Genomic DNA, 26,977 nt, shown 5'->3' with positions numbered 1-26,977 from the left:
AGATGCACGGAGGGGTGCCGAGTGCTCGACCACAGCAGGGCCGCGACACCGGCACCGCAAACCGCCGGGGCACGTCCCCGCAGCGCGGCCCGCCGGAGCGACGAAGACGCCACACCCGTCCTGCCCCGGGGCCTCGTCGCCCTGTTCGCCGTCGCCTGCGGAGCCGCGGTCGCCAACGTCTACTTCGCCCAGCCGCTCCTGGTGACCATGGGCCACGATCTCTCCATGAGCCCGGCACTGCTCGGCACCGTCGTCACCCTCACCCAAGCCGGTTACGGACTGGGCCTGTTCTTCCTCGTACCGCTGGGCGACATCACCGACCGCCGCCGCCTCGTCGTGGCCCAACTCCTGCTCATGGTACTGGCGTTGGCAGCGGTCACCACCGCCGGCACGGCGGCGGCACTCCTCGCGGGCATGGCCGGGGTGGGACTCCTCGCCGTCGTGACGCAGACGCTGGTGGCCTACGCGGCGTCACTCGCGCCGCCCGCCCGGCGCGGACGCGTCGTCGGCTCGGTGACCAGCGGCGTCGTCCTCGGCATCCTGCTCGCCCGTACCGTCTCCGGCCTCATGGCCGACGTCGCGGGCTGGCGCTCCGTCTATCTCGCCTCGGCAGCACTCACCGCACTGCTCGCCCTGGTCCTGTACCGCGTACTGCCCCACCACACCGACGACCGGCCTGACCGGCTGAGTTACGGACAACTGCTGAGCTCCACCGTCACCCTGTTCGCCCGGGAGCGATTGTTGCGGCTCCGGGCCCTGCTCGGCCTCCTGATCTTCACGGCCTTCAGCACCCTGTGGAGCAGCCTCGCGTTGCCGCTCAGCGAACCGCCGTACTCCTTCTCCCACACCGCGATCGGGGCCTGGGGGCTGGTGGGAGCCGCGGGCGCGCTGGCCGCGACGGCGGCGGGACGCCTGAACGACCGCGGGCTCTCCGGGCGGACCACCGGCATCGCCCTGGCCCTGCTCGCCGTCTCGTGGGTGCCGCTGGCCTTCACCCGCAGCTCCCTCTGGACCCTGCTCGTCGGCGTGATCCTCCTCGACCTCGCCGTACAGGCCGTCCACGTCACCAACCAGACCTTGATCCACGCGCTGCACCCGGAGGCGGGCAGCAGGCTGATCGGCGGCTACATGGTGTTCTACTCCGTCGGCAGCGCCACCGGCGCCACCGCCGCGACCTCCCTCTACGCGGCGGCCGGCTGGGGAGCGGTGTGCGCGCTGGGCGCCGCCGTCAGCGTTCTCGCGTTCGCCCTCTGGGCATGCACACGGAGCGGAGTGCCGGACCGGGCGGCGGTCGCGGTGGGCTGAGGACGCCGCTCCTCCGGACGGTGGCCCGGAACGCCCAACTCCCGACATTCCCACCGCTTCCCGACCGCTCCCTCGTCCGTTTTCGGCCGCAAGTTGACCGAGAGCATCGTCCTGCCCAAAGATCTGCCCCCATGAAGCGGACCCCCTCCCAGAACGCGGCCCTGATCGGCCGTAATGGCGCGATGGCCCTGGTCACCCTGCTGCTGCTCGTCGCGGGTGCGTGGGCCTCGTGGGAGACCGCGCACCACATCATCCTGGCCAAGGGCCGTGAGCACGGCATGCTGACGGTGACCGGCTGCGGCGAGGAAACCTGTACCGGCACCTACACCCCCGACGCCCAGTCCCCGCCGCGCTCGGGTGTGATCGTCACGCGCTCGGTCGCGGCACAGCGCGGCGACGCGTTTCCGGTGGTCCTGAAGCCGGGCAGCGCCGAGGCCGTACGGACCGGCGTCCCCGGATTCCTGCATGCCTGGCTCCCGTTGGGCGGCTCACTGATCCTGGCCTCCCTGGTCCTGGGCGGCGGCCTGCGCCTGACCCGTACGGCATGGGCGGCGGGAGTCACGGGGGCGGGACTGCTGGTGGCGACGTTCCTGGCGCTCTGAGGGGCGGCCACCGGGCCCGGGGCGCACGTACGCCCGCGGCCCTCAGGAACCCGGGGCGGAAAGGACGGCCCGGCGGGAATGCCGACGACTGCGGCGAGCTCTCCGATGCGCATGACGCCAGGAGAAGGCCTGTCACTGCGGCAAGGTCGAGCCGGTCTCCCGACGTCTGATCCCACCCGCTCCCGTTTCCAGGGTGTGCGATCAGTGGCAACTTCCGGGATCAGTCGAGCGCGGCAAGAGCGTCGAACAATACCCGCCCACCAGCGGCTCCGCGGCGCATCAGCATCCCCGCCGTCCTGTGCAGTTCCTCCCAAGCGTGGGGGCGGCCGATCTCGGATGCGTCGGTCATCACGCCCAAGGACGTTGTCAGGGCGGCCTCGGCCTCCCCTGCGCCTGCGTATGCATGGGCCAGGCAGGCCCCGTACCACGCACGGTCCCTGCGGTAGGACGAAGCACCTCATGCCGGTGGAGGTCTCCCGGGCAGTTGCCGCCGCTGTCAACGAGTGGGCGGAGAAAAATCCGTGGTTCGAAGTCGTTTGGCATGGCGGGGAGCCTCTAGCCGCCGGGCGGAAACACCTGTCCGCGCTCATGGCACCGTTCAAGGGAGTGAGGCACTCCGTGCAGACGAACGCCGCCCTGATTGATGACGCCTGGTGCGAGTTCTTGGTGGAGCATCAGGTTCACGTGGGCGTCAGCATCGACGGCCCCGAGGACATGAACGCCCACCGGGTGACCCTCGCCGGCCACCCCGGCTTCCACGTCATCATGCGGGGTATCGAGCGCTTACGCCGCCACAAAATTCCCTTCTCCGCCATCGCCGTCGTCTCCGATCCGGCCCCGGATACCGCTGTCCGCCTCTACGAGTTCTTCGCCGACCTGGGCGTCACCGCTCTCGGCGTCAACGTCGAAGAGCAAGAGGGTGCCAACCTCAGTGGAGGGCGACCCCGTGCGGGCAGCGGCGTTCTGGGCTGCGCTCGCGGACGCCTGGCGGGCGAATCCCGTCATCCGGCTGCGCGAAGTGCAACGCGTACTCAATTTCGCCTCCGCTGTCCTCGGCAGCCATGTCACCGCGCCCACGCCGACCTCTGCCCCCTGGGACCCGCTGCCCACCGTCACCCACGACGGCGGCGTGATCATGCTGTCCCCGGAATTGTCCGGGTTCTCCGACACCAGGTTCGGCGACTTCACCACTGGCAATGTCTGCCGAACCGGCCTGGACGTGCTCGTGGCCGAGGCGGAGGACCGCACTCCCTGGATCGCCGAGTTCTGGAACGGCGTGGATGCCTGCCGCAGCACCTGCCCGACGTTCTCGTTCTGCGGAGGCGCCCACGCTTCCAACCGGTATTTCGAGCACGGAGGTCGGTTCGACGGCACCAGGACCCGGTACTGCACAACGGCCAAGATCGCCCTGCTTGAAGGAGTTGCACGCCATGTCCGTGAACACCGTCCCTGATGCCACCGCAGTCGTGATGAACTCGGCTCCGGGATTCGCCTCGCTTCTGGAGGCTGCAGGCGCTACAGCCATTCCCTTCGGGGAGCGCGCCACGTCCGATGCCGAACAGAGCAGCCCCCTTGCCGCTCGGACCGCTCCCGCTCTCGCCGCCGCGGCCACGTTCGACAACCGGCCGACTTGGGACAACCCCACGCAGGTGTTCGACAACCGTCCCACCTGGGACAACTGGAAGAAGAAGTAGCCCAACGAGGCGGCCCGACGTCAACACCGGTCCGCCCCTCCCACGTCGAAGGAGCACCATGGCCAGCCGAGTCTTCGGCCGTATCACCGTGACCACCCCCGACCTCGATGAACCCGGTTTGCGGCTGTCCGATGTCGAGACACTGGACAGCCCCCACGGCGCCCTGCAGGGCTTCACGTACGGGAATGTGGACCTGCGCCTGCTCGCTGCCACCGAGGTCCGGCTGATCACTGGCAAGGTCTTCGGCGTCCGCGCGGACCAAGTGGAGTTCGAGGCACTGAATGTGCACGGCGTGGAGTTCGTCGGCAGCGATCTGGGCTCTGCCCGATGGCGCGAGAGCAAGCTCAGTCGCGTCCACTTCCGCGATTGCAAGTTGATGGGAGCCGCTCTGCGCGACGTGGTCTTGGACGACGTGCTGTTCGAGAACTGCCGTCTCGACTACGCCACCTTCGAAAGAGTCCGCGCCATCGGCCCGGTCGTGTTCATCGGCTGCGCCTTCACCGAGGCCACATTCGCCGACTGCGACCTGTCCGATGTCGTGTTCTCCGACTGCGGACTCCGGTTGACCGAGTTCGGTGGCGGACGGTACCGGGACACCGACCTCTGCGGTAACGACGTCTCTCAGCTCCGGGGCGTCACCAACCTGGCCAGAATCCGCATCGGTGCCGGCCAGCAGACAGATCTCGCGCAGGCCCTCGTGGACGAGCTCGGCATCACTGTCGGAGACGACTGACCAGGAGATCTACGTGCCCCTGCACATCGCGTTCGACGATCTGACCTACCTGCTCCAACGGTGCGAGGTGACAACCGTGCGCGCGACGAGGGAGGAACCGGAATACGAGAAAGGGTCCGTGGTCCCGTCAGGCCCATGGATGCCGATCACGGAGGCCGACGGCCTCTCCCTGGCCGCCCCGGCCTGCACACCGGCCGCGACGCTGGTGGAGATCGTCCGCCCGCCCGCCCCGCGAACGGGGGCCCTTGAGCACCTGGCAACACCACTGGGTGACGAGAACACGCAGTACCTCGGGCAGTCCCTGGCAAGGCCGAACATGATGACAACGACGCAGAACTACCAGGACGGCAAGCTGATCGGCCTGCATGTGGACAACTGGGACAAGTTGTCCCACGGGCAGAAGCCCCATGGCCGCCGTCGACTCGCGCTGAACCTGGGACCGGGGGCCCGGTACCTCATCGTCGGTGCTCTTGACGCACAGGCTGTTGGCAGGGCCGTCCATCCCGACGACTTCGCACTCCGCCACCCCTCCACCGACGATTACCGAGAGCATGTGGCAGCCGGACATCCGGTCAGCGTGTACCGCATTCGCCTCGCACCCGGAGAGGGATACATGGCGCCCACCGAGTATCTCCTGCACGACGGCTCCACCGAAGGAGAAGACCGGCCTTCGGCCGCCGCCTTCTGGCCGGGCCGCTGGACGTCAAAGATCCTGCCGTCTCTGATCTAGCGATGGACTTCGCCTGCTCTCCCACAGGGGGGGCAGCCTCTTCTGCTGAGTCAAGCCGATCCCCCGGCGCGACGGCGCCCCCGTCCGGACCCGAGGTCCGGACGGGGGCGCCCGACGCTGTACGTACCGCTGGATCAGCCGGTGTTGCGCAGGCCCGCGGCCACACCGTTGACGGTGAGGAGGAGGGCGCGGGCGAGGAGCGGGTCGGCTTCCTCGCCGGCCGCCGCGGCGTCACGCTGGCGCTTGAGCAGGGCGACCTGGAGGTAGGAGATCGGGTCCAGGTAGGCGTCGCGGATGGCGAAGGTCTGCTGGAGGACCGGGCTGGTGCCGAGGAGTTCGGTGTTGCCGGTGATCCGCAGGACTTCCTGGACGGTGAGCGCGTGCTCGGCCTCGATGACGTCGAAGACATGCCTGAGCTCGTCCGGCACGAGCGTGTCGACGTAGTGGCGGGCGATGCGCAGGTCCGTCTTGGCCAGCGTCATCTCGACGTTGGACAGGAAGTTCTGGAAGAAGTGCCACTGGCCGTGCATCTCGTCCAGGACCGTGTCCAGACCCGCCTCGCGCAGCGCCTTCAGGCCGGAGCCGACACCGAACCAGCCGGGGACGATCTGGCGGGACTGGGTCCAGCCGAACACCCAGGGGATCGCGCGCAGGCCGTCCAGGCCGAGGCCCGAGTCCGGACGGCGCGAGGGGCGCGAACCGAGGTGCAGCTCGGCGAGCTGGTCGACCGGGGTGGAGGAGAGGAAGTACGCGGGCAGGTCCGGGTCCTCGACCAGCTTGCGGTACGCGGCGTGGGCGGCGTCGGAGACGGTGTCCATCGCGGCGTCCCAGCGGGCCAGCGCCTCGTCGGACTGGCGCGGCGCGGTGTGCAGGGCGGAGGCCTGGAGGGTGGCCGCGACGGTCAGTTCCAGGTTCTCGCGGGCGAGCGCCGGGATCAGGTACTTGTCGGAGATGACCTCGCCCTGCTCGGTCACCTTGATCTCGCCCTCCAGGGTTCCCCAGGGCTGGGCGAGGATCGCGTCGTGCGAGGGGCCGCCGCCACGGCCGACGGTGCCGCCACGGCCGTGGAAGAGCCGCAGCCGCACCCCGTAGCGGTGCGCGACGTCACGCAGCCGGCGCTGGGCGCGGTGGATCTCCCACTGGGAGGTGGTGATCCCACCGAACTTCGAGGAGTCGGAGTAGCCGAGCATGACCTCCTGGACGTCACCGCGCAGCGAGACCAGACGCCGGTAGGACGGGTCGGCCAGCATCTCGTCGAGGATGACGTCGGCGGCGCGCAGCTCGTCGGTGGTCTCCAGCAGCGGCACGATGCCGATCTTCGCCCACCCGGCGTGCAGGTCGAGGAGACCCGCCTCGCGGGCGAGGACGGCCGCCGCGAACACGTCGTCGGCGCCCTGGCACATCGAGATGATGTACGACTCGATGACCTCGGGGCCGAACCGCTCGAACGCTTCCTGGATGGTGTGGAAGACGCCGAGGGTCTTCTCGCCCGCCGCGTCCAGCGGAGCCGGGGTCGGGGCGAGCGGGCGGCGGGAGCGGAGCTCCTTGGCGAGGAGCTTCTGCCGGTAGTCGCGCGGCATGTCGGTGTAGCGCCAGGACTCCTCGCCGAGCCGGTCGAAGAGCTGACCGAGGGCGTGGTGGTGGGCGTCGGCGTGCTCGCGTACGTCCATGGTGGCGAGCTGGAGGCCGAAGGCGCCCAGCGTACGGATGGTGCGGTCCATCCGGCCGTCGGCGAAGAGGCCGCCGCGGTGCTCGCGCAGCGAGGTCTGGACGAGGGTGAGGTCGGCGAGGAGCTCGGAGGTGCCGAGGTAGTCGCAGCCGGGGCGGTGCGGGGTGCCCTTGGCGAGGCGGTCGCGGGTGTTGACGAGCTTCTGGCGGATGCAGGTGGCCTTGAGCCGGTACGGCTCCTCGGCGTTCAGCCGCTTGTAGCGCGGGCTGATCTCCGGCAGGCGCTCCAGGTCGGCCTGGAGGGATTCGAGCAGCTCTTCGGTGGCGCCCGTGTAGCGGATGGAGTTGGAGAGCAGTCCGCGCAGGTGGTCGATGAGTTCGAGGGCGTCGGTGATGCCGTGCTCGTGCTGGAGGATCAGCACCTCCCAGGTGACGGCGGGCGTCACGTTGGGGTTGCCGTCGCGGTCGCCGCCGATCCAGGTACCGAAGGTCAGCGGACGGGTGCCCTCGGGCAGCGGCACGCCGACGCGCTCCAGTTCGGCGGAGAGGTCCTCCAGGACGTCGCCGACCGCGCCGGCGTGCAGCTCGTCCAGGTAGTAGATGGCGTTGCGGGCCTCGTCGGCCGGCTCCGGGCGGACGACGCGCAGCTCGTCGGTCTGCCAGATGAGGTCGATGTTCTCCGCGAGCCGCAGGTCGACACGGCGGCGGTCCGCCTCGATGACCGGGGTCTCCAGCAGGGCCGCGATGCGGCGGAGCTTGTTCAGCACCGAGCGGCGGGCGGCCTCGGTGGGGTGGGCCGTGAAGACGGGCCGCACGTTGAGGTTCTTGACCGTCTCGCGCAGGTGCTCGGGGTCGGCGTCCTTGAGGCGGTCGGCGGTACGGGCGAGGAGCCCGCCCTCCGCGGCGCGCCGGTCGCGCATCTCGTGGGCGCGGTGCACCTGCTCGGTGACGTTGGCCAGGTGGAAGTAGGTGGAGAAGGCGCGCACGAGCTGCGCCGCGGTCTCCAGGTCCGTGTCGCCGAGGAGTTCGGCCGCCGCTTCGCCGTCCGTACGGGTGAGGGCGCGAACGCGTTCGACGAGTTCGAGGAGTTCCGGGCCCTCCTGGCGTACCAGGGTCTCGCCCAGCAGGTCGCCGAGGCGGCGGATGTCGGCCCGCAGTTCGGGGCTGCTGGCGGCAGGGGTCTGGTCGGCACTGCTCACAGTGTGCGGCTCCTTGCAGTGGTAGAGCACGAATCCGGGGCCAACGGCCGCAGCGTGCTGTTGCCGCCCCCGGGACGAGCGGGGTGCGGACCGCGCTGTCCGACCCTTCCAGGATATGTGGCACCGACGTCGGCGCGTCCGGTGGCCTCACAGGGTGGGACGGGGCGGGGCATTCGACGGCGGGAGCCGTACAGGCTTTACCCGTACGGGGGCACGAGATACCACGAACGGCGTCCGGAACGTGGTCTGGTGGTGTGGGCCGCGTCACTACGGTACTTACGATCCCGTAGGTTACGGTCCCGTAGCCAAGGCCGATTCCGATTTGTTCTGTTCTCCTCACCCCCCGGGGGATCACATGACCATCAGCCCCGACCTGACCGACCAGCCGGACCCACCGGCGGGGACGGTTCCCGCTCCTGTCCCCTCCGCCACGCTGGGCGGCGACAGCAAGCGGTCGATCGAGCAGATCGCCCTGCTCCTCTTCATCGTGGTGCCGTTCGCGGCCCTGGTGGCGGCGGTGCCGCTGACCTGGGGCCACGGCGTCAGCTGGCTCGATCTGGGGCTCATGGTGGCGATGTACTACATCGGCTGCCACGGCGTCACGATCGGCTTCCACCGCTACTTCACGCACGGCTCCTTCAAGGCGAAGCGCCCGCTGCGCATCGCACTCGCCGTCGCCGGCTCCCTGGCGGTGGAGGGCCCGCTGGTGCGGTGGGTCGCCGACCACCGCAAGCACCACCGGTTCTCCGACGCGGAGGGCGACCCCCACTCGCCGTGGCGCTTCGGCGAGACGCTGCCGGCCCTGATGAAGGGGCTGTGGTGGGCGCACATCGGGTGGATGTTCAACGAGGAGCAGACCCCGCAGCAGAAGTACGCCCCCGACCTGGTCAAGGACCCGGCCATGAGGGCGGTCTCGCGCCACTTCCTGACCTTCACGATCATCTCGCTGGGCATCCCGCCGCTGGTCGGCGGGCTGGTCACCATGTCGTGGTGGGGTGCGGCGACGGCGTTCTTCTGGGGCTCGCTGGTCCGGGTGGCGCTGCTGCACCACGTCACCTGGGCGATCAACTCGATCTGCCACGCGGTCGGCAAGCGCCCCTTCAAGTCCCGCGACAAGTCGGGGAACGTGTGGTGGCTGGCCGTGCTGTCCTGCGGCGAGTCCTGGCACAACCTGCACCACGCCGACCCGACGAGCGCCCGGCACGGGGTCATGCGCGGCCAGATCGACTCCAGCGCCCGGCTGATCCGCTGGTTCGAACAGCTCGGCTGGGCGTACGACGTCCGCTGGCCGGACGCCGACCGCATCGAGTCGCGACGCAAGGAGTCCCGGCGCAAGGCCGTGCCCGCCGACGCGGCATGATGGGCACCGTGGCGACCGACGGCAGCACGAGCAGCGAGAAGAGCAGCCCTCCCCCCGCGCGCCGGACCCGGCGGGTCCGGATGACCGGGAAGGAGCGGCGCGAGCAGCTGCTGGACATCGGTCGCACCCTCTTCGCCGACAAGGGGTTCGAAGGGACCTCGGTGGAGGAGATCGCGGCACGCGCCGGGGTCTCCAAGCCGGTGGTGTACGAACACTTCGGCGGCAAGGAGGGCCTGTACGCCGTCGTGGTCGACCGGGAGATGCGCCAGCTGCTGGACATGGTGACGGGCGCTCTCACCGCGGGGCACCCGCGGGAGCTGCTGGAACAGGCGGCGTTCGCGCTGCTCGACTACATCGAGACGTACACGGACGGCTTCCGCATCCTGGTCCGGGACTCCCCGGTCGCCCAGTCCACGGGCACGTTCGCCTCGCTGATCAGCGACATCGCCACGCAGGTGGAGGACATCCTGGGCATGGAGTTCAAGGCCCGGGGCTTCGACCAGAAGCTGGCGCCGCTCTACGCACAGGCGCTGGTCGGCATGGTGGCCCTCACCGGCCAGTGGTGGCTCGACGTCCGCAAGCCCCGCAAGGCGGAGGTGGCGGCGCACCTGGTGAACCTGGCCTGGCACGGCCTGGAGAACCTGGAGCCGAAGCCCCGGCTGATAGGACACCGCAAGAGCTGACGGTCGCCACGGTGTGCGCACGTATGACGAAGGGTCCCGCCACTCGGGTGGCGGGACCCTTCGTCGTCCGGCCGTGCGGGCAGGCGGACCGGGGGGCCGGTGTTCCCCGGCCGTCACCGGGCGCCGCCTGGCCCCGGCTCCCGGCTCCCGGCTCAGGGTGGGGAAGTCCGTACGCCGGCCGTACGCCGAAGCCCCTCGTCAGCCGTGGTGCAGCCAGACGCGCAGCGGGCCCGTCGCGGTGAAGCCGTGGCGCAGAGCGGTGTCGAGGTCCTCGCCGTGTTCGTAGCCGACCACGGGCAGCCCGGGGAAGAGCCGGTGCGCCGCTTCGAGGGCCCCGGGCCAGGCCGTGTCGGCGCCGCCGTCCCGGGCGAAGACGTTGGAGAGGCCGAGGACGCTTCCCTCACCGGGCAAGAGGACGCTTCCCTCACCGGGCACTCCGCCGCCGAGAGCGTCGTCCCCGGCAACGCCGTCACCGGCGACGCCCCCGCTGCGGCTCGCCACCGCCCCGGCGGTGATCCGGCCGTCCGGGGCGTGGGCGGCGAGCAGGAAGGTGTCCGGGTCGTCGAGAAGGGCGGGCCGGAAGAGGCCCGCGTTGCCGTCGCCGTCGTCCCATGCCTCCGCCCAGGCGCGTACCGCGTCGGGGTCCCCGGCGACCTGCCAGGGGGTGCCGGTGAAGGCGGCGGGCGGGCCGGCCGGGCGGTGGATCCACGCGGCTTCGAAGAGCACCCGGAAGCCGGCCGCCGTCAGGTCGAGGTCGGCGAAGCTGTCCTTGACGGTGGCGCCCGGGGCGGTGAGGTCGACGCGCCGGACGACGTCGGCCGGATCCGTGCCGGGGGCCAGGGTCACCGCGTCGGGGTAGTAGAGCGGCGTGCGGGTCGGGGCCGTCCACGCCCGCGCCCCGAAGTCGCCCGGCACCCCGTGGCTGCGGCTCATCACCGCGCACCACTCGGCGTTGTTGCGGGCGGAGATCCGGACCAGGCGGGCCGGGGAGTGCTGCGTCGTCCGTGCTGTCCGTGCTGTCTGCGTCGTCGTCACGAGTGCGGAGCCTGCCCCGGGGCGGTGCGTCCCGTCGAGGGGTTTTACCGATCCGAGCCGATCCGGTCGCGACCTACCCGGCCTGGGGCTCCATGAACTCCAGCCGGTTGCCCACCGGGTCCTCGCTGGAGAAGCGGCGGTGGCCCGGGAGCGTGTCGTCCCAGCGGACGGGTGCGCCGTGTGCCGCCAGGCGGTCGGCGAGGGCGTCGATCCCGGTGACGCGGAGCCCGGGGTGGGCCTTGGCGGCGGGGCGGAAGTCCCGCTCCACGCCGAGATGGACGCGGACCGGGGCGGCGTCCGGGCCGGTCCGGAACCAGCAGCCGCCCCGCGCGGCGAGCACCGGGGGCTTCGGCTCCTCGGTCATGGCGAGGACGCCCCCGTAGAAGGCGCGCAGCAGGCCCTCGGAGCCGGGAGGGGCGGCGAGCTGTACGTGGTCCAGTGCGACGATCACACGTCTGCCCGCCCGACGGCACCCGCGAGCCGGGCGACGGCGAAGATCCGGCGGAACGGGAAGACCGTGCCGTGCGGGCCCTGCGGGTAGGCGGTGCGCAGCAGGTCCCGGTACTCGGTGAGGAAGGCGTCGAGGGCCTCGGGGTCGTCGGCGAGGGCGGCGAGGACCGGGCGCAGGCCGGTGCCCTTGACCCAGTCGAGCACCGGGTCGTCGCCGTGCAGGACCTGGAGGTACGTGGTCTCCCAGACGTCGACCACCGCGCACCCGGCGGCGGTGAGCCGGTCGTGGTAGGCGGCGGGCTCCAGGACGGCGTCCTCGTGGCGGAGCAGTCCGCCGAGACGCCCGTGCCAGCGGGGGGATTCGGCGAGGCCGCGCATCAGGGCGTGGCTGGGGGCGTCGAAGTTGCTGGGTACCTGGAAGGCGAGGGTGCCGCCGGGGGCGAGGCCGTCGAGCCAGGCGGGGAAGCGGTCGGCGTGGCCGGGGACCCACTGGAGCAGGGCGTTGGAGGCGATCAGGCCGTACGGCTCCGCGGGGGTCCACTCCAGGACGTCGGCCTCGGCGAAGTCGAGCGTCGGGGTGGCGCGGGTACGGGCCTGCTCCAGCATCTGCGGGGAGTTGTCGTAGCCGGTGATCCGGGCCTCCGGCCACCGCTCGGCGAGGAGGACGGTGACGTTCCCCGGGCCGCAGCCGAGGTCGGCGACGCGGGGGCGGGGACCCCCGGGGAGGTCGCCCACCCGGGCGAGGAGGTCACGGAAGGGGCGCTCGCGGTGCTCCGCGTGGCGGAGATACTGGCCGGGGTCCCAGACGGATTCACTCATGGCGTCAGCATCCACCCGGACTATCTTGACGTCAAGACACTTGAAACCAAGAGACTTCACGTCGAGGGACCCTCTACACTGATCGACATGGAGGACGAGGTCGACCGTCTGGTCGCAGCATGGCGCCGCGAGCGCCCCGACCTCGACGTGGAACCACTAGAGGTCCTCAGCCGGGTGTCGCGCCTCGCGCGCCACCTCGACCGGGCCCGCCGCATCGCCTTCTCCGAGCACAACCTGGAGCCCTGGGAGTTCGACGTCCTGACGTCGCTGCGCCGGGCCGGCGCCCCGTACCAGCTCTCCCCCGGCCAGCTGCTGACGCAGACCCTGGTCACCTCGGGCACGATGACCAACCGCATCGACCGGCTGACCAAGAAGAACCTGGTGGAACGCCTCCCCGACCCCAACGACCGGCGCGGGGTGCTCGTCCGGCTGACCGCCGAGGGACGCGACAAGGCCGACCAGTCGCTGGCCGGACTGCTCGACCAGGAACGCGCCATCCTCGGCGAGCTCTCCGCCCGCCAGCGCGGCGAACTCGCCGATCTTCTACGCCAGTTGACCGCCCCGTTCGACAACGTCCCCGGGTAGCGGCACCACTTCGGACAGCAGGTCGACCGGCCCCACACCCGCCCTGCGGGCCAGCGCCACGGCCGCCAGCGTCGAGTGCACCCCGAGCTTTCCCAGAACGTTCTGCATGTGCGTGCGGACCGTGTGCGGCGAGAGGTAGAGCCGCTCGGCCACCGCCTTGCGCCCCAGCCCAGCGACCATGCAGCGCAGCACCTCCCGCTCGCGCGGGGTGAGCGACTCCACCAGCAGCTCGCTCTCGGTACGGTGCTTGCGCGCGGCCGTCAACTCCCGCAGTACGCCCGTGAGCAGGGCCGGCGGCAGATGGGTCTCGCCGCGCAGCACCCCGCGGATGACCGCCAACAGGCGTTGCAGGGAGCAGTCCTTGGCGACCCAGCCGGAGGCACCCGCCTGGAGCGCCGCCGCCGCACGGCGCGGATCGTCCCGTTCGGCGAGGACCACCGTGCGGACGCCCGGGCGGGCCTCGCGGACCCCCGCGACGAGGGAGATCCCGTCGACCGGGCTGCCCTGCTGCGGGCTCCCGCCCGCCGCGGGCGTGCCGCCCAGTTCGGCGTCGACCAGCATGACGTCGTAGGCGCGGCCCTCGGTGGCGGCGCGGTCGAGGCAGCGCAGTGCGGCGGGGCCGCTGCCCGCGGCGGCCACGTCCACGTCCGGCTCGGCGGTGAGCGCCGCGGCGAGCGACTCGGCAAAAATTCGATGGTCGTCGACCACGAGAACCCGGATACGGGCCACGTCTACCCCCCAGTGGGACGGTCCCGGTCCGCCGTCCTGAGGCCGGACCCGGGTGGGAACACGTCGGGGTGGTCGTGGCGTCCGAGCTCCACGACGGGAGAACCGTCCGCGCGGCCCCGCCGCGCGCACCGAGCCGCCACCGTCTGCGCCCGGGCACCGCACCGCCCGTCTCGGCCCCTGAACGGCACCGGCCCCCACCGGTGCTGCCCATCAGCGTACGGGCGTACGGGTGCCCGGGAAGCCGATTCGCGGAAGTGACCGTCCCCGGCGCTCAAGGGGTACTTCCTGTTCCGTTCCGGGACGGAAGTGGACGAACGAGGCCACATTCTGTGCCACCGCACCGGGGCGGGTGCGCGACCACCGGACCGGGGCGGCGGGTGCGCGACCACCGGACACGGCGGAGCGCCGGGTCACCGGCCGTGGGGACGGCCGGGCCCGGCGCTCGTACACGCGGGGGTCCGGTGCGGGCGGTCGTCAGACCAGGCGGCGCGCGCCCTCCGAGGGGACGGCGGCGAAGATGCCCGGGGTGGCGTGGCCGGCCGCCGCGAAGGCGTCGAGCACCGACGTGGTGACCGCCTCGGCGTCGGACTCCTCGACCAGCACGATCGCCGAGCCGCCGAAGCCGCCGCCGGTCATGCGGGCGCCGAGCGCCCCGGCCGCGTTCGCGGTGGCCACGGCGAGGTCCAGCTCCTCGCAGGAGACCCGCAGGTCGTCCCGGAGCGAGATGTGGCCCTGGCTGAGCACCGGGCCCGCCGCGCGAACGTCCCCGGCGTCGAGCAGCGCGATGACCTGCTCCACCCGGGCGTTGTCGCTGACCACGTGGCGTACGTAGCGGACGACGGACTCGTCCGCGCCGGCCGCCTCCAGCCGGGCGAGGGCGTCGGGGAGGTCCTCGTACGCCAGCTCGCGCAGCTTGCCCAGCCCGAGCAGGCGGGCGCCCTCCTCGCAGCCGGCCCGGCGCTCGGCGTACGCGCCGTCGCCCAGCGCGTGCTTGACGCGGGTGTCCACGACCAGCAGGCGCAGCCCGTGCGCGGCGAGGTCGAAGGGGACCTGGCGCACGGCGAGGTCACGGGTGTCCAGGTGGAGGGCGTGGCCGTCGGTGCAGCAGGCGGACGCCATCTGGTCCATGACGCCGCAGGGCACGCCGACGAAGTCGTTCTCGGCGGCCTGGCCGAGGACGGCCAGCTCCGCGGCGGTCAGGCCGAGGCCGAAGAGGTCGTTCAGGGCGAGCGCGACGACCACTTCGAGGGCGGCGGACGAGGAGAGCCCGGCGCCGGTCGGCACGGTCGAGGTGACCTGGATGTCCGCGCCGGTGATCTCGTGCCCGGCCCGCCGCAGCGCCCAGACGACACCCGCCGGGTACGCGGCCCAGCCGTGGCCCTCGTTGGGCGTCAGGCCGTCGACGGCGAGCTGCACGATGCCGCCGGGTACGTCGGTGGAGTGCAGCCGCAGCTGGCCGTCGGTGCGCCGGGCGGCGGCGGCACGGGCGGTGTGCGGGAGAGCGAGCGGCATGACGAAGCCGTCGTTGAAGTCGGTGTACTCGCCTATGAGGTTGACGCGCCCGGGGGCGGCCCAGACCCCCTCGGGCTCGGTGCCGTACAGCGCGCGGAAGGAGGCGGTGAACTCGTCCTGGCCCAGCGGTCCGGTGGTCGCGACGGCCTCGGCGACGATGCTCTCGGGTGTCTCGGTCATGATGCGGTGGTCTCCTCTCGGCGGGCGAACGCCCAGGCGTCCGCGACGATACCGGCCAGGTCCGGGCGGCTCGGCGTCCAGCCCAGGCGCTCGCGGGCGGTGGCCGCGGAGGCGACGAGGACGGCCGGGTCGCCGGCGCGGCGAGGGGCGGCGGTCTCCGGGATCGGGTGGCCGGTGACCTCGCGGACGGTCTCGATGACCTGGCGGACCGAGAAGCCGTTGCCGTTGCCCAGGTTGCAGATGAGGTGCTCGCCGGAGGTGGCGGCGCCCAGCGCGAGGAGGTGGGCCTCGGCGAGGTCGGCGACGTGGATGTAGTCGCGGACGCAGGTGCCGTCGGGGGTGGGGTAGTCGTCGCCGTAGACGTTGATCGACTCGCGGGTGCCCGCGGCGACCTGGAGGACCAGCGGGATGAGGTGGGACTCGGGGTCGTGGCGCTCCCCGGTGTTCCCGTACGCGCCGGCCACGTTGAAGTAGCGCAGCGAGACGGCGGCCAGTCCGTGGGCGGCGGCCTCGCCGGTGATCATGTGGTCGACGGCCAGCTTGGTCGCGCCGTACGGGTTGGTGGGGGCGGTCGGGTCGGCCTCCGTGATGGGGCTGGAGACCGGCTCGCCGTAGGTGGCGGCGGTGGAGGAGAAGACGAGGGTGCGCACCCCGGCGTCACGCATCGCGGCGAGCAGCGCGGTGGTGCCGCCGACGTTGTTGAGCCAGTACTTCTCGGGGTTCACGACGGACTCGCCGACCTGGGAGAACGCGGCGAAGTGCAGGACGGCGTCGTAGGAGGCGTCGAGCCACTTCGCGGCGTCCTGGATGCGGCCCTCGATGAACTCGGCGCCCTGCGGGACGCCCTCCCGGAAGCCGGTGGAGAGGTCGTCGAGCACGGTGACGGTGTGCCCGGCCTCCAGCAGGTGCGTGGCGACCACGCTGCCCACGTAACCGGCACCGCCGGTGACCAGGTACTTCTTCGGGGTGGTGCTGCTCACTTGCTCGCTACCTCTCGCAGTCGCTCGGCCGCGGTCTCCGGCGGCACGTCGTTGATGAACGCTCCCATGCCGGACTCCGAACCGGCGAGGAACTTCAGCTTGCCGGGGGTGCGACGGATGGTGAAGAGCTCCAGGTGGAGGGCGAGCTCCTCGCGCCCGGGGGCGCGGAACGGCGCCTGGTGCCAGGCGGCGATGTACGGCGTGGGAGGCGCGTCGGGGCCGAAGATCCGGTCGAAGCGCCGCAGGAGCTCCAGGTAGATCTGCGGGAACTCCGCGCGGGCGGCGTCGTCCAGCTCGCGGAAGTCGGCGACGCGGGTGCGGGGATGGAGGTGGACCTCGTACGGCCAGTGCGCGGCGTACGGGACGAACGCGACCCAGTGCTCGCCGGCGAGGACGATCCGGTCGCCCTCGGCGATCTCGCGGGCGACGACGTCCTCGAAGAGGTTCCGTCCGGTCTCCTCGCGGTGGGCGACGGCGGAACGCAACATCAGTTCGGTTCGGGGCGTCACGAAGGGGTAACCGTAGATCTGGCCATGAGGGTGACCCAGCGTCACACCGATCTCTGCGCCGCGGTTCTCGAAGGGGAAGACCTGGGCGACCTGGTCGAGCTCGGAGAGGGCGGCGGTGCGGTCGGTCCAGGCGGCCAGGACCAGCGCGGCCTGGTCCTCGGTGAGGTCGGCGAAGGAGGAGTCGTGGTCGGAGGCGAAGCAGACGACCTCGCAGCGGCCGGAATCCCCGGCGAGCGAGGGGAAGCGGTTCTCGAAGACGACCACGTCGTAATCGTCGTCGGGGATCTCGCTGAGCCGCTCACCCCGCGAGGGGCAGAGCGGGCACTCGTCGGCCGGCGGGTGGTAGGTGCGGCCCTGGCGGTGGGAGGCGATGGCGACCGCGTCGCCCAGGACCGGGTCGCGCCGGATCTCGGACGAGGTGGCGACGGAGTCGAGCGGCCTGCGATCCACCGCATCGCGTACGACGTCGTCGGCGGAGTCGTAATAGATCAGTTCCCGACCGTCGGCGAGGGTCGTTGCCGTCTTCTTCACCAGGTTCCTCCAAACATAACTAAACATAATTAACCACAACCAAACAGGGGCGTCAATGACGTAACTCTTTGTAGGCAAGCTGTTTCTCTGTGTGCGATTAAGTGGAGACCTGGTTTCTTATATCGGGTCAATTCGCCCCTCTGCATCACGATCAAACAAAGAACACCAGCTGCTTTGTTCAGTTATTGAATGCATGGGCGTAAGTTTCATCAGGTTCAGTTCGCGCAACGAAGCGAGTACCCCCCATGAACTATCTGGCTGAAGGGCTCCGGCTCCCCACGAACGGCCTCGATTACACAATCCTGGCCATCTACTTCGTCGTGGTCCTCGGCATCGGCTTCGCGGCCCGCGCCAGTGTGAAGACCAGCCTCGACTTCTTCCTCTCCGGCCGCTCCCTGCCCGCCTGGGTCACCGGTCTGGCCTTCGTGGCCGCCAACCTCGGCGCCACGGAGATCCTCGGCATGGCGGCCACCGGCGCGCAGTACGGCGTCTCGGTCGTCCACTGGTACTGGATCGGCGCCATCCCCGCCATGGTCTTCCTCGGCCTGGTGATGATGCCGTTCTACTACCGCTCGAAGGTCCGGTCCGTCCCGGAGTTCCTGCTCCAGCGGTTCGACAAGTCGGCCCACCTGCTGAGCTCCGCCCTGTTCGCGTTCGCCGCCATCCTGATAGCCGGCGTCAACCTCTACGCGCTCTCGATCGTCGTGGAGGCGCTGCTGGGCTGGCCGCAGTGGGTCGCGATCACCGTCGCGGGCATCTTCGTCCTGCTGTACATCACCATCGGCGGACTCTCCTCGGCGATCTACAACGAGGTGCTCCAGTTCTTCGTCATCCTCGCCGCGCTCATACCGCTCACCATCCTGGGCCTCAAGCGCGTCGGCGGCTGGGACGGCCTGAGCGACTCCCTGACGAAGACCCACGGGTCCTCGTTCATGTCCGCCTGGAGCGATACGGGGATCGGTGACAGCAACGCACTCGGTGCCAACTGGCTGACGATCATCCTCGGCCTCGGCTTCGTGCTCTCCTTCGGCTACTGGACGACCAACTTCGCCGAGGTGCAGCGCGCCCTGTCCGCGAAGAACCTCTCGGCCGCGCAGCGCACCCCGCTCATCGCCGCGTTCCCGAAGATCTTCATCGTCTTCCTGGTGATGATCCCGGGCATGGTCGCCGCCGTCGTCGTCCCGAACATCGGCACCGACCGCTCGGACCTGACGTACAACGACGCCATCCCGCTGCTGATGCGCGAACTGCTCCCGAACGGTGTCCTCGGCATCGCGGTGACCGGTCTGCTCGCCGCGTTCATGGCCGGCATGGCCGCCAACGTCTCCTCGTTCAACACGGTGTTCACCACGGACATCTACGCGCGCTACATCCGCAAGGACGCGCCGGACGCGCACTACCTGCGCTTCGGCCGCGGCGTCACCGCCGTCGGCGTGCTGGCCTCGATCGGCACGGCGTTCATCGCGTCGAGCTTCTCGAACATCATGAGCTACCTGCAGACGCTCTTCTCGTTCTTCAACGTCCCGATGTTCGTCGTCTTCATCATCGGCATGTTCTGGAAGCGCGCGTCGATGAAGTCCGGCGTCTGGGGCCTGGTCGCGGGCACCACCGCCGCGATGGTCAACTACTTCGTCCTCTACAAGCAGGGGATCATCGGCATCCCGACCGACCAGGGCGCGAACTTCGTCTCCGCCATCGTCGGCTTCGTCGCCGGTGCGGTCGTCATGGTCCTGGTCACCCTGTTCACGGCCCCCAAGCCGGAAGCCGAACTGGCCGGCCTGGTCTACGGCACCGAGTCCCCGGACGCCCCCGAGGTGCCCGAGGAGTCCGACTCCGCGTGGTACCGCAAGCCGGCCCTGCTGGGCTGGGGCGCCATCGTGATCGCCGCCGCCTGCTACATCCCCTACTCGTTCTGATCGGAGGAACCACCATGTCCGAGCTGCACAAGGAAGTCTCCGACCTGGAGAGCAAGTCCGCCACGGCGGCACGCCTCTTCGACATCAGGCGGATCATCGGCGGTCTCTTCGTGGTCTACGGAGTCATCGTCACCATCGCGGGCATCAGCCCGTCCGACGCCGACCTCAAGAAGGCCCAGGGCGTCAACATCAACCTGTGGACCGGCCTCGCGATGCTCGTCCTCGGACTGCTGTTCCTGGTCTGGATGTGGCTGCGCCCGACGCAGGCCCCGGTCGAACCGATCGAGCCGGGCGGCCCCGCCGGTCACTGACCGGCCGCACCCCACCTCGTCACGGCCACCCCAGGGGCCGGACCCACCCGCGGCTCAGGGTGCGTCCGGCCCCTGCGGCATGTCCTGCCCGGGTTCCCGCGCCGCGCCCATCGCCGTGTGGACGACCGCCCGGTCGAGCAGCCCCGTACGGGCCGCGAGCGCGGCGGCCTCCAGCCGGGAACCGACGCCGAGCTTCATCAGGACCCGCTGGACGTGGGTACGGGCGGTACTCGGCGCGATCCGCATCCCGGCGGCGATCAGCCGGGTGCCCTCGCCCTCGGCGACGCGCACCAGCACCTCGGCCTCGCGGGGCGTCAGCAGCCGCAGCAGCCGCTGGCCCTCGTCGTCGGGCTTCTCCACCGGGTGCAGCAGCTCGGTGAAGGCGCCCCTGAGCAGGGCGGGCGCCACCGAGGCCTCCCCGGCCCTGGCCTTCATCATGGCCCGCTCCACGCCTTCGATGCGTTCGTCGTGCCGGACGTATCCGGCCGCCCCGGCCGCGAAGGCCGCCGCGATCCCCCGGGGACTGGGCACCGGGCCCAGCACCACCACCGCCACCTGCGGACGCTCCCGTCCGATCCGCGCGATCGGGTCGAAGGCGCCCGGCGCCGCGGGCGAGGCCGTCCCGAAGAGACAGACCTCCGGCGCCCGGGCTATGACGAGATCGGCGGCGCCCGCGGTCGGCGCCGTGGCCGCGAGCACGCGGTGCCCCCGGAGCTTGAGTGCCGAGGCGAGCGCCTCGGCCAACAGGCGGTGGTCGTCGACCACCATGAGCCGCACGCTCATCGCGCAGATACCCCCAGTACCGCCGTGAACCGCCGCGCGCAGGTCTGCCACGACCGTCGGCCCCCCGGCCTAGACCCGGCAAGCTACACGCTTGTTCGACGCCGTGGCGCCCATACGTGGCAGAAGCCCCCCAGAAGGCCGATTTCTTCTGCTGCGGATGTCACGGAGTTGACGGAAAACGATCGGCCCCGCCGGTCTTCTTCCGACCGGCGGGGCCGTCCTGCGGGTGCCCCGGGCGCGGGGCGGGTGGCGTCCCGGCATCGGCCGGGCACCGGGTCAGCCGGTGCTGAACGCCATGGCGAGGAGCCGGTCGTCCTCGTCCGCCCCGCTCGATTCGCTGAGCATGTCCGGCGACAGGAAGAGCCGGCCCTTCTCGTACAGGAACTCCCCCCGGTCGTAGCCGAAGTACGTCTCCGCGTCCCGGGTCTTCTCGGTGCTGGGGTTCTCCATCAGCACCGTCTCCTTCAGGGTCGCGCCGTCGAGCGAGACGACCTGGCCGCCCTTGTCGTACGGCGGCACCTTGTACGCGATGACGTTGGTGCCGTCCATCCGGAGCGGGATCATGCTGTACCGCTCGCCCGCGTCGGCGCGGGCGCCGAGCAGCTTGCCGGTGGTGAGGTCGAACGCGACGATCTCGTTGGTGTCGCCGTACTCGGCGGTGCCCTCGTGGGACTCGGTGGGCACGTACAGCCGGTTGTTGCCGACCGTCATGCCGACGCACCGCTCCACCTCGGTGGAACCGCACTCCCCCGCGTACCGCTCAGCGTCGGCGGAGATACGGACGATCAGCTTGCCGGTCCCGGAGTCGATGGAGAAGTAGTCCGAGATGCTGGAGCCGTCACCGGCCGTGTCGCCGATGTCGGCCGCGACGACCAGCGGCTTGGTGGAGACGACCGCCGCGTACTCGACGCCCGGCGGCATGTCGTACGAGGAGACCGGGGCGCCCGTCTTCGCGTCCAGCGTCTGGATCGAGAGCTTCGGGTCGTCGTACGAACCGCACTTGCGGACGGTGACGAGCGCCTCGCCGCCGCCGTAGCCGGTGTCGTAGCAGTCGTCGGTGGAGATCTTCGGGGCCCAGAGCTGGGCCCCGGTGGTGATGTCGAAGGCGGCGCCGCCCTGGGTGCCCGCCGCGGCGACCGTCGTCCCGCTGACCGTCACCTCGCTGAACCGAACCGGCTTGTCGCCGTTGGAGGCGGCGGTGACCGACTTCGACCAGAGCATCTTGCCGGTGTTCAGGTCGAGCGCGCCGAGCTTGTTGCAGGAGGGGTACTTGTCCGCCGAGGTCGGCTTGCCCTCTTCGAAGAGGATGGCGGTCTTGTAGTCCTTGGTCATGTGCCGGGAGGCGGCGCAGACCTGCCCGGCCGTCGGGACCGACCAGAGCTTGGTCCCCTTCTCCAGGTCGTATCCGGCGACCTCGTACACCCCGGTCTTCACATACACCTTGTCGGTGACCCAGGAGCCGTAGACGGTGGTGACGTCGGAGACCTTCGGCTTCGGGATCTGGAAGGCGACGTGCGACTTGGTGGAGGCCGGCACCTTCTCGGTGCCTCCGGCGAGACCGCCGCCGTCCCCCTTGTCCCCGTCGGCGCCGCCGTCACCGCCGCCGTCACCGGCGGTGGGTCCCGCGGTGGAGACCTCGGGGTCCCCGCCGTCGCCGGACGCCGAGTAGACGATCCCGGCTCCGATGATCAGCACCACGGCGAGCGCCGCCCCGATGATGATCTTCATCTGGGCGGAGAGCTTCTTCCCCCCGCCGGAGCCCTGGGGCGGCTGCGGCTGCGCGTACTGGGGTTGCGTCGGGTAGCCGTACCCCGGCTGCCCGGGACCGGGCTGGCCGAAGTAGCCGGGCTGGCCGGGCTGCGAGGAGGTCGGCGTCTGCGGGTAGCCGTACCCGGCCTGCGGCGGCGGCCCCTGCGGATAGCCGTACCCGGGCTGCGGCTGCGGGTACCCATAGGCGGGCCCGGCCGGACCCTGCGGCGGCTGGTTCTGCGGCTGCGGCTGGTTCTGGGGCTGGGGCTGCGGCGGCTGGGCGGCCTGGGGCTGGGGCTGGGGCTGGGGCTGGGGCTGCTGGGGAGCCTGCGGCGGCGGGGGGGCCTGGGGCTGCGGTGCCTGCGGCGGCGGGGGCTTGCCGTACGGGGAGGGCGGCGGTGCGCCGAAACCGCCGGGCGGCGGGTCCTGCGGGGCGCCGAAGCCGCCCTGCGGCGGTTCGCCGGGCTGCTGCGGGGGCGGGGGCGTGGGCGGCTGGGTCATCTCGTACGTACCTCGGGGGAAGGGTGAGAGGAAAGGTGAGGAGCAAGGCGGTCGGAGCGGGGGGCACCGGGCCGGCGGCCCGGGGACCGCGGAGTCACTTGCCGAACGCGATCATCGCCGTCTCGCGGTCGTCGCCCCTGTTGTTGGCCTCGGTGAGCTGGTCGGCGACGATGATGGAACGTCCCTCCAGCCAGAGGAACTTGCCGTCGAAGATGCCTTCCTCCACGAGCGCCGTGGACGCCGGGTGCTGGAGCAGGATCTTGGGCGTTCCGCCGGCCGGAGCGACGGAGGCGATGGCGCCGCCGTTCTCGTAGGTCGCCTCCAGATGGACGATCAGGTTGCCGCCGTCCATCCGCATCGGCTCCATGAGCCGGCCCTCCGGTGCGGCAGCCTTCCACTTGGTCTTGCCGGAGTCGAGGTCGAAGGCGACCACCGCGTTGGTGCGGTCGGTGGCGCTGGGGGCCTCGGTCGCCATGTAGAAGGTGTTCGCGTCCGCCACGACGCCCGTGCAGGTGTCCAGGGACTTGCCGAAGATCTCCAGCGTGCCGCCGCAGTTCGGGGCGAACTTGTCCGCCGCGTCACCCGACAGCGTGGAGCGGAGCGTGCCGTTGTCCTTGAGGGCGATGACGCCCCACGACTTCTTCTTCTCGTTGGTCAGCGCCACGACGAGCGGGTCGACCGAGTACACCCGGTCGACCTCCCAGCCGCGATCCGGCTGGTACGTCCAACGCGCCTTGCCGGTGGTTGGGTCGAGCTGCTGGATCTGCTGCTGCGGGTTCTCCGGGTCGCCCGTACTGCAGTTGAGGGCGGCGATGAGCTTCGGGCCGCCCGCGTACGCGACCGGCTGGCAGTTGCCGGACGGCTTGCCGAACAGCTCCTTGCCGTCGCTGACCCGGAACGCGTTGGTGCCGCCGGAACGGCCGACCGTGACGGTGTCACCGCTGATCGCCAGGCTGATCTCGGTCAGCATGTCCCAGATGCCGCTCTGTTTGATCGTCTTCTTCCAGCCCGCCTTGCCCGCGGCGAGGTCGATCTGCTGGATCTCGGCGCAGTCGGCCCGGTCGCCGGTACCGTCCATCAGCCCCAGGACGACCTTGCCGTCCGCGGTGGCGTTGACGGGCGCCGCGCAGATGTCGGTGGAGAACGTCACCGACCACTTCTCCTCGCCGGTGTCGAGCGAGTAGCCGGAGATGCCCCGGTAAGCGGCCTTGACCAGGGTGTCACCGACGATCCAGGGACCGTGGACCCGTGCGCCGCCGGCGTGCGGCAGCTTCAGGTCGTTGTCCTTCATCCAGAGGATCTTCGCCTCGCCCTTCTGGCGCCCGGCGTTGAGATCGTCGTCCGTGTCGCGGCCCTCGTCGTTCCCGTCCGCCGAGCCCGAGGCGCTGGGCCCGGTGCCACCCTTTCCGTCCGAACTCTTCTGGGCGGTCGGCTTCCCGCCGTTGTCGTCCCCGCCCACGGCGAAGCCCACGCCGACCGCGGCCACGACCACCACCGCGACGGCCGCGGCGACGATCGCCCCGGTCCGGCCGCGGAAGAACCCGCGCCCGGACGAGGGTCCGGGAGCGACGGGCGGCGGGCCGGGCGGGGCCGGGTAACCCGGGTAACCCTGCTGCCCGTACGGCCCCGGCTGCTGCGGCGCGCCGTACGGGCCCGCCTGCTGACCGTACGGACCGGGCTGCGGCTGCTCGCCGTACGGACCGGGGGGCTGCTGGCCGTACGGACCCGGCGCCTGCTGTCCGTACGGGCCGGGCTGCGGCTGACCGTACGGACCCGGCTGCGGCTGCTCGCCGTAGCCCGGGCCCGGCTGCTGCGGCGCGCCGTACGGGCCGGGGGCCTGCGGGTAGCCGTACCCGGGTGCGCCGGGGCCCGGGGGCTGCTGGCCGTACGGGCCGGGGGCCTGCGGGTAGCCGTAGGCCGGGGCGCCGGGGGCCGGGGGCTGCGCGGGGGGCGCCGGCGGGGCCGCCGGGGGCGGGGGCGGCGTACCGGGGGGCTGGGTCCCGGGCTGCTGGGTCCCGGGCTGCTGGGCGGCGGGCTGGGAAGCCCCGTGCGGAGGCTCCTGCGGAGTCCCCGAGCCCCCCTGAGGCGGTTGCTGACTGGGCGGCTGGGTCATCAGCACGTCCCCCTTCGTGCGGTTCCGGTGCCCGTTCCGGCCTCCCCCGCGATCCCTCGGGGACGGACGGCGTCGTGCGACGTACGTCCTGAACTCCCCCGGAATGGAGCGGAACGGGCATGGCTACCGCGGCGTCGCGACAGTCTGGCGGGGCTTCTTTGTACCACCTGCACCAGCACGCACACCGATTCGGTCCGCCCCCTGTTCCCAAGGGAGAACCGGTCCGTGATGCCGCCGTTACGCGCCTGCGGGGGGCCGCCCCACCGACCCGGCCAACTCTCCTACCGACGCGGCGAGTTCCTCCATATCCGAACCACGGCGACCGGAATTCCCCGCTTTGCGCGGTTGGTTCCGCCGCACAGAACGGAACGGACCCGGACGGACCGGCCGGTGAGCGGCCGGGCCCGTCCGGGTCCGTTCAGTTCCGTACGAGGAGTCCGCCCGAGCAGTCCGCCCGAGGAGTCCGTACGGTCGGCGCCTACGCGTCCTCGGCCAGCTCCAGCCAGCGCATCTCCAACTCGTCGCGCTCGGTGACCAGTTCGCGCAGCTCGGCGTCGAGCTTGGCGACCTTCCCGAAGTCCGTGGCGTTCTCCGCGATCTGGGCGTGCAGCTTGGTCTCGCGGTCGGAGAGCTTGCCGAGCTGCCGCTCGACCTTCTGCAACTCCTTCTTCGCCGCTCGCGATTCCTGCGCCGAGACCGCGTTGGCCGCCGGCGCGGACTCCTTCGTCCCGGCGGCGGGGGCGGCGGACGGGGTGGCCGTCTCCTCCATGCGCTGCCGGCGCTCGATGTACTCGTCGATACCGCGCGGCAGCATCCGCAGCGCCCGGTCGCCGAGCAGCGCCATCACCTTGTCGGTGGTGCGCTCGATGAAGAAACGGTCGTGGGAGATCACGATCATGGAGCCGGGCCAGCCGTCGAGGAGGTCCTCCAGCTGCGTGAGGGTCTCGATGTCGAGGTCGTTGGTGGGCTCGTCGAGGAAGAGGACGTTCGGCTCGTCCATCAGCAGACGCAGGATCTGGAGCCGGCGCCGCTCACCACCGGAGAGGTCGCCGACCGGCGTCCACTGCTTCTCCTTGGTGAAGCCGAACTGCTCGCACAGCTGCCCCGCCGTCATCTCGCGGCCCTTGCCGAGGTCCACCCGGTCGCGGATCTGCTGCACGGCCTCCAGCACCCGGAGGGTGGGCTTGAGCTCGTGCACCTCCTGGGAGAGGTAGGCGAGCCGGACGGTCTTGCCGACGATGATCTTCCCGCCGGCCGGCTGGACGTCGCCCTGGCTGCGGCACGCCTCCGCGAGCGAGCGCAGCAGCGAGGTCTTGCCCGCGCCGTTCACGCCGACGAGACCGATGCGGTCGCCGGGGCCGAGCTGCCAGGTGAGGTGCTCCAGCAGCGTCTTGGGACCGGCCTGGACGGTCACGTCCTCCAGGTCGAACACGGTCTTGCCGAGGCGCGCGTTGGCGAACTTCATCAGCTCGCTGGTGTCGCGCGGCGGCGGCACGTCGGCGATCAGCTCGTTGGCGGCCTCGATGCGGTAGCGCGGCTTGGAGGTACGGGCGGGGGCGCCGCGCCGCAGCCAGGCCAGCTCCTTGCGCATGAGGTTCTGCCGCTTGGACTCCTCGGTCGCGGCGATCCGCTCACGCTCGGCGCGGGCGAAGACGTAGTCGCTGTAGCCGCCCTCGTACTCGTGGACGGTGCCGCGCTGGACGTCCCACATGCGGGTGCAGACCTGGTCGAGGAACCACCGGTCGTGGGTCACGCAGACGAGCGCGGAACGGCGGGCCCGCAGGTGGCCGGCGAGCCACGAGATGCCCTCGACGTCGAGGTGGTTGGTGGGCTCGTCGAGGACGATCAGGTCCTGGTCCGCGATGAGCAGCTTGGCGAGCGCGATACGCCGGCGCTCACCGCCGGAGAGCGGGGCGATGACGGTGTCCAGGCCGTGCTCGAAGCCCGGCAGCGCGAGACCGCCGAAGAGCCCGGTCAGCACGTCGCGGATCTTGGCGCTGCCCGCCCACTCGTGGTCGGCGAGGTCACCGATGACCTCGTGGCGGATCGTCGCCTTCGGGTCGAGGGAGTCGTGCTGGGTGAGGACGCCGAGGCGCAGACCGCCGAGGTGGGTGACGCGGCCGGTGTCCGCCTCCTCCAGCTTGGCGAGCATCCGGATGAGGGTCGTCTTGCCGTCGCCGTTGCGGCCGACGACACCGATCCGGTCTCCCTCCGAGACTCCGAGAGACACACCGTCGAGCAGCGCACGGGTGCCGTACACCTTGCTGACCTGCTCGACATTGACCAGATTGACGGCCATT

General features: G+C 71.1%; 23 protein-coding genes and 1 pseudogene. 12 read left to right on the top strand and 12 right to left on the bottom strand.

Annotated elements, in window-relative coordinates; translation table 11 throughout:
* The first annotated feature begins 120 nt into the window (after window positions 1–120).
* The 7 genes and pseudogenes from ACFZAX_RS08455 to ACFZAX_RS08425 all read left to right on the top strand — a co-directional run bounded on the left by ACFZAX_RS08455 (window position 121) and on the right by ACFZAX_RS08425 (window position 5,064).
* The gene (locus tag ACFZAX_RS08455) at window positions 121–1,305 is read left to right on the top strand and encodes an MFS transporter (protein ID WP_390960504.1); all 1,185 of its coding nucleotides are present in this window, start codon (window positions 121–123) and stop codon (window positions 1,303–1,305) included.
* Between the two features lie 131 nt (window positions 1,306–1,436).
* Complete coding sequence (locus ACFZAX_RS08450) at window positions 1,437–1,907, top strand: hypothetical protein (RefSeq protein ID WP_390960205.1); 471 nt, start codon at window positions 1,437–1,439, stop codon at window positions 1,905–1,907.
* Between the two features lie 78 nt (window positions 1,908–1,985).
* Window positions 1,986–2,717, top strand: a pseudogene (locus ACFZAX_RS08445) (radical SAM protein); the annotation flags it as partial.
* 121 nt (window positions 2,718–2,838) lie between these two features.
* A complete protein-coding gene (locus tag ACFZAX_RS08440; protein WP_390960529.1) occupies window positions 2,839–3,360 on the top strand; it encodes a hypothetical protein in 522 nt (173 codons plus the stop codon).
* Window positions 3,338–3,601: a multiple cyclophane-containing RiPP AmcA gene (gene amcA, locus ACFZAX_RS08435; RefSeq protein ID WP_390960204.1), complete on the top strand. Its 264-nt coding sequence runs from the start codon at window positions 3,338–3,340 to the stop codon at window positions 3,599–3,601. The genes ACFZAX_RS08440 and amcA overlap by 23 nt, the downstream gene beginning before the upstream one ends.
* A 58-nt stretch (window positions 3,602–3,659) precedes the next feature.
* Entirely contained in the window at window positions 3,660–4,334 is a 675-nt protein-coding gene (locus ACFZAX_RS08430) for a pentapeptide repeat-containing protein (RefSeq protein ID WP_390960203.1), read from the top strand.
* A gap of 13 nt (window positions 4,335–4,347) precedes the next feature.
* On the top strand, window positions 4,348–5,064 hold the full coding sequence (locus ACFZAX_RS08425; RefSeq protein ID WP_390960202.1) for a hypothetical protein: 717 nt from the start codon (window positions 4,348–4,350) through the stop codon (window positions 5,062–5,064).
* Between the two features lie 134 nt (window positions 5,065–5,198).
* Here ACFZAX_RS08425 and ppc read toward each other — a convergent pair whose 3' ends face one another.
* Complete coding sequence (gene ppc, locus ACFZAX_RS08420; RefSeq protein ID WP_390960201.1) at window positions 5,199–7,931, bottom strand: phosphoenolpyruvate carboxylase; 2,733 nt, start codon at window positions 7,929–7,931, stop codon at window positions 5,199–5,201.
* Between the two features lie 355 nt (window positions 7,932–8,286).
* On the opposite strand from ppc, the gene ACFZAX_RS08415 reads away from it, so the two are divergent.
* Both ACFZAX_RS08415 and ACFZAX_RS08410 read left to right on the top strand, forming a co-directional pair.
* Complete coding sequence (locus ACFZAX_RS08415) at window positions 8,287–9,291, top strand: fatty acid desaturase (RefSeq protein ID WP_390960200.1); 1,005 nt, start codon at window positions 8,287–8,289, stop codon at window positions 9,289–9,291.
* Window positions 9,288–9,974 (top strand): TetR family transcriptional regulator, encoded by a 687-nt coding sequence (locus ACFZAX_RS08410; protein WP_390960199.1) that lies wholly within the window; start codon window positions 9,288–9,290, stop codon window positions 9,972–9,974. Before ACFZAX_RS08415 ends, ACFZAX_RS08410 begins: the two co-directional genes overlap by 4 nt.
* A 198-nt stretch (window positions 9,975–10,172) precedes the next feature.
* Here ACFZAX_RS08410 and ACFZAX_RS08405 read toward each other — a convergent pair whose 3' ends face one another.
* The 3 genes from ACFZAX_RS08405 to ACFZAX_RS08395 all read right to left on the bottom strand — a co-directional run bounded on the left by ACFZAX_RS08405 (window position 10,173) and on the right by ACFZAX_RS08395 (window position 12,278).
* On the bottom strand, window positions 10,173–10,907 hold the full coding sequence (locus tag ACFZAX_RS08405) for a hypothetical protein (RefSeq protein ID WP_390960503.1): 735 nt from the start codon (window positions 10,905–10,907) through the stop codon (window positions 10,173–10,175).
* Window positions 10,908–11,082: 175 nt separating this feature from the next.
* Window positions 11,083–11,460 (bottom strand): glyoxalase, encoded by a 378-nt coding sequence (locus ACFZAX_RS08400; RefSeq protein ID WP_390960198.1) that lies wholly within the window; start codon window positions 11,458–11,460, stop codon window positions 11,083–11,085.
* Window positions 11,457–12,278, bottom strand: a complete 822-nt coding sequence (locus ACFZAX_RS08395; RefSeq protein ID WP_390960197.1) for a trans-aconitate 2-methyltransferase — start codon at window positions 12,276–12,278, stop codon at window positions 11,457–11,459. The genes ACFZAX_RS08400 and ACFZAX_RS08395 overlap by 4 nt, the downstream gene beginning before the upstream one ends.
* Before the next feature lie 87 nt (window positions 12,279–12,365).
* On the opposite strand from ACFZAX_RS08395, the gene ACFZAX_RS08390 reads away from it, so the two are divergent.
* Complete coding sequence (locus ACFZAX_RS08390; protein ID WP_390960196.1) at window positions 12,366–12,863, top strand: MarR family transcriptional regulator; 498 nt, start codon at window positions 12,366–12,368, stop codon at window positions 12,861–12,863.
* Here ACFZAX_RS08390 and ACFZAX_RS08385 read toward each other — a convergent pair.
* The 4 genes from ACFZAX_RS08385 to galT all read right to left on the bottom strand — a co-directional run bounded on the left by ACFZAX_RS08385 (window position 12,822) and on the right by galT (window position 17,304).
* Window positions 12,822–13,592 (bottom strand): LuxR C-terminal-related transcriptional regulator, encoded by a 771-nt coding sequence (locus ACFZAX_RS08385; protein ID WP_390960195.1) that lies wholly within the window; start codon window positions 13,590–13,592, stop codon window positions 12,822–12,824. The two genes, ACFZAX_RS08390 and ACFZAX_RS08385, sit on opposite strands and share 42 nt — an antisense overlap.
* A 474-nt stretch (window positions 13,593–14,066) precedes the next feature.
* Window positions 14,067–15,284, bottom strand: a complete 1,218-nt coding sequence (galK, locus tag ACFZAX_RS08380; RefSeq protein WP_390960194.1) for a galactokinase — start codon at window positions 15,282–15,284, stop codon at window positions 14,067–14,069.
* Window positions 15,281–16,264, bottom strand: coding sequence for a UDP-glucose 4-epimerase GalE (gene galE, locus ACFZAX_RS08375; RefSeq protein WP_390960193.1), 984 nt, complete (start codon window positions 16,262–16,264; stop codon window positions 15,281–15,283). The genes galK and galE overlap by 4 nt, the downstream gene beginning before the upstream one ends.
* Window positions 16,261–17,304 (bottom strand): galactose-1-phosphate uridylyltransferase, encoded by a 1,044-nt coding sequence (galT, locus tag ACFZAX_RS08370; protein ID WP_390960192.1) that lies wholly within the window; start codon window positions 17,302–17,304, stop codon window positions 16,261–16,263. The genes galE and galT overlap by 4 nt, the downstream gene beginning before the upstream one ends.
* Window positions 17,305–17,549: 245 nt before the next feature.
* Between galT and ACFZAX_RS08365 the strand changes: the two genes are divergently transcribed.
* Entirely contained in the window at window positions 17,550–19,220 is a 1,671-nt protein-coding gene (locus tag ACFZAX_RS08365) for a sodium/solute symporter (RefSeq protein ID WP_390960191.1), read from the top strand.
* Between the two features lie 14 nt (window positions 19,221–19,234).
* On the top strand, window positions 19,235–19,531 hold the full coding sequence (locus tag ACFZAX_RS08360; protein ID WP_390960190.1) for a hypothetical protein: 297 nt from the start codon (window positions 19,235–19,237) through the stop codon (window positions 19,529–19,531).
* A 54-nt stretch (window positions 19,532–19,585) separates the two neighbouring features.
* Here ACFZAX_RS08360 and ACFZAX_RS08355 read toward each other — a convergent pair whose 3' ends face one another.
* The 4 genes from ACFZAX_RS08355 to ACFZAX_RS08340 all read right to left on the bottom strand — a co-directional run bounded on the left by ACFZAX_RS08355 (window position 19,586) and on the right by ACFZAX_RS08340 (window position 26,976).
* Complete coding sequence (locus tag ACFZAX_RS08355) at window positions 19,586–20,314, bottom strand: LuxR C-terminal-related transcriptional regulator (protein WP_390960189.1); 729 nt, start codon at window positions 20,312–20,314, stop codon at window positions 19,586–19,588.
* A gap of 276 nt (window positions 20,315–20,590) precedes the next feature.
* Window positions 20,591–22,564 carry a PQQ-binding-like beta-propeller repeat protein gene (locus tag ACFZAX_RS08350; RefSeq protein ID WP_390960188.1) on the bottom strand — a complete coding sequence of 658 codons (1,974 nt, stop codon included), beginning with the start codon at window positions 22,562–22,564 and terminating at the stop codon, window positions 20,591–20,593.
* 94 nt (window positions 22,565–22,658) lie between these two features.
* Window positions 22,659–24,677 (bottom strand): PQQ-binding-like beta-propeller repeat protein, encoded by a 2,019-nt coding sequence (locus ACFZAX_RS08345; protein ID WP_390960187.1) that lies wholly within the window; start codon window positions 24,675–24,677, stop codon window positions 22,659–22,661.
* A 478-nt stretch (window positions 24,678–25,155) separates the two neighbouring features.
* Entirely contained in the window at window positions 25,156–26,976 is a 1,821-nt protein-coding gene (locus ACFZAX_RS08340) for an ATP-binding cassette domain-containing protein (protein ID WP_390960186.1), read from the bottom strand.
* Window position 26,977: the final 1 nt, after the last annotated feature.

The sequence above is a fragment of the Streptomyces sp. NPDC008125 genome, assembly GCF_042957125.1.
In the GTDB taxonomy this organism is placed as follows: domain Bacteria; phylum Actinomycetota; class Actinomycetes; order Streptomycetales; family Streptomycetaceae; genus Streptomyces.
The sequence above is the reverse complement of the archived record's forward strand: the minus strand, read 5'-3'. Positions and strand labels throughout refer to the sequence as shown.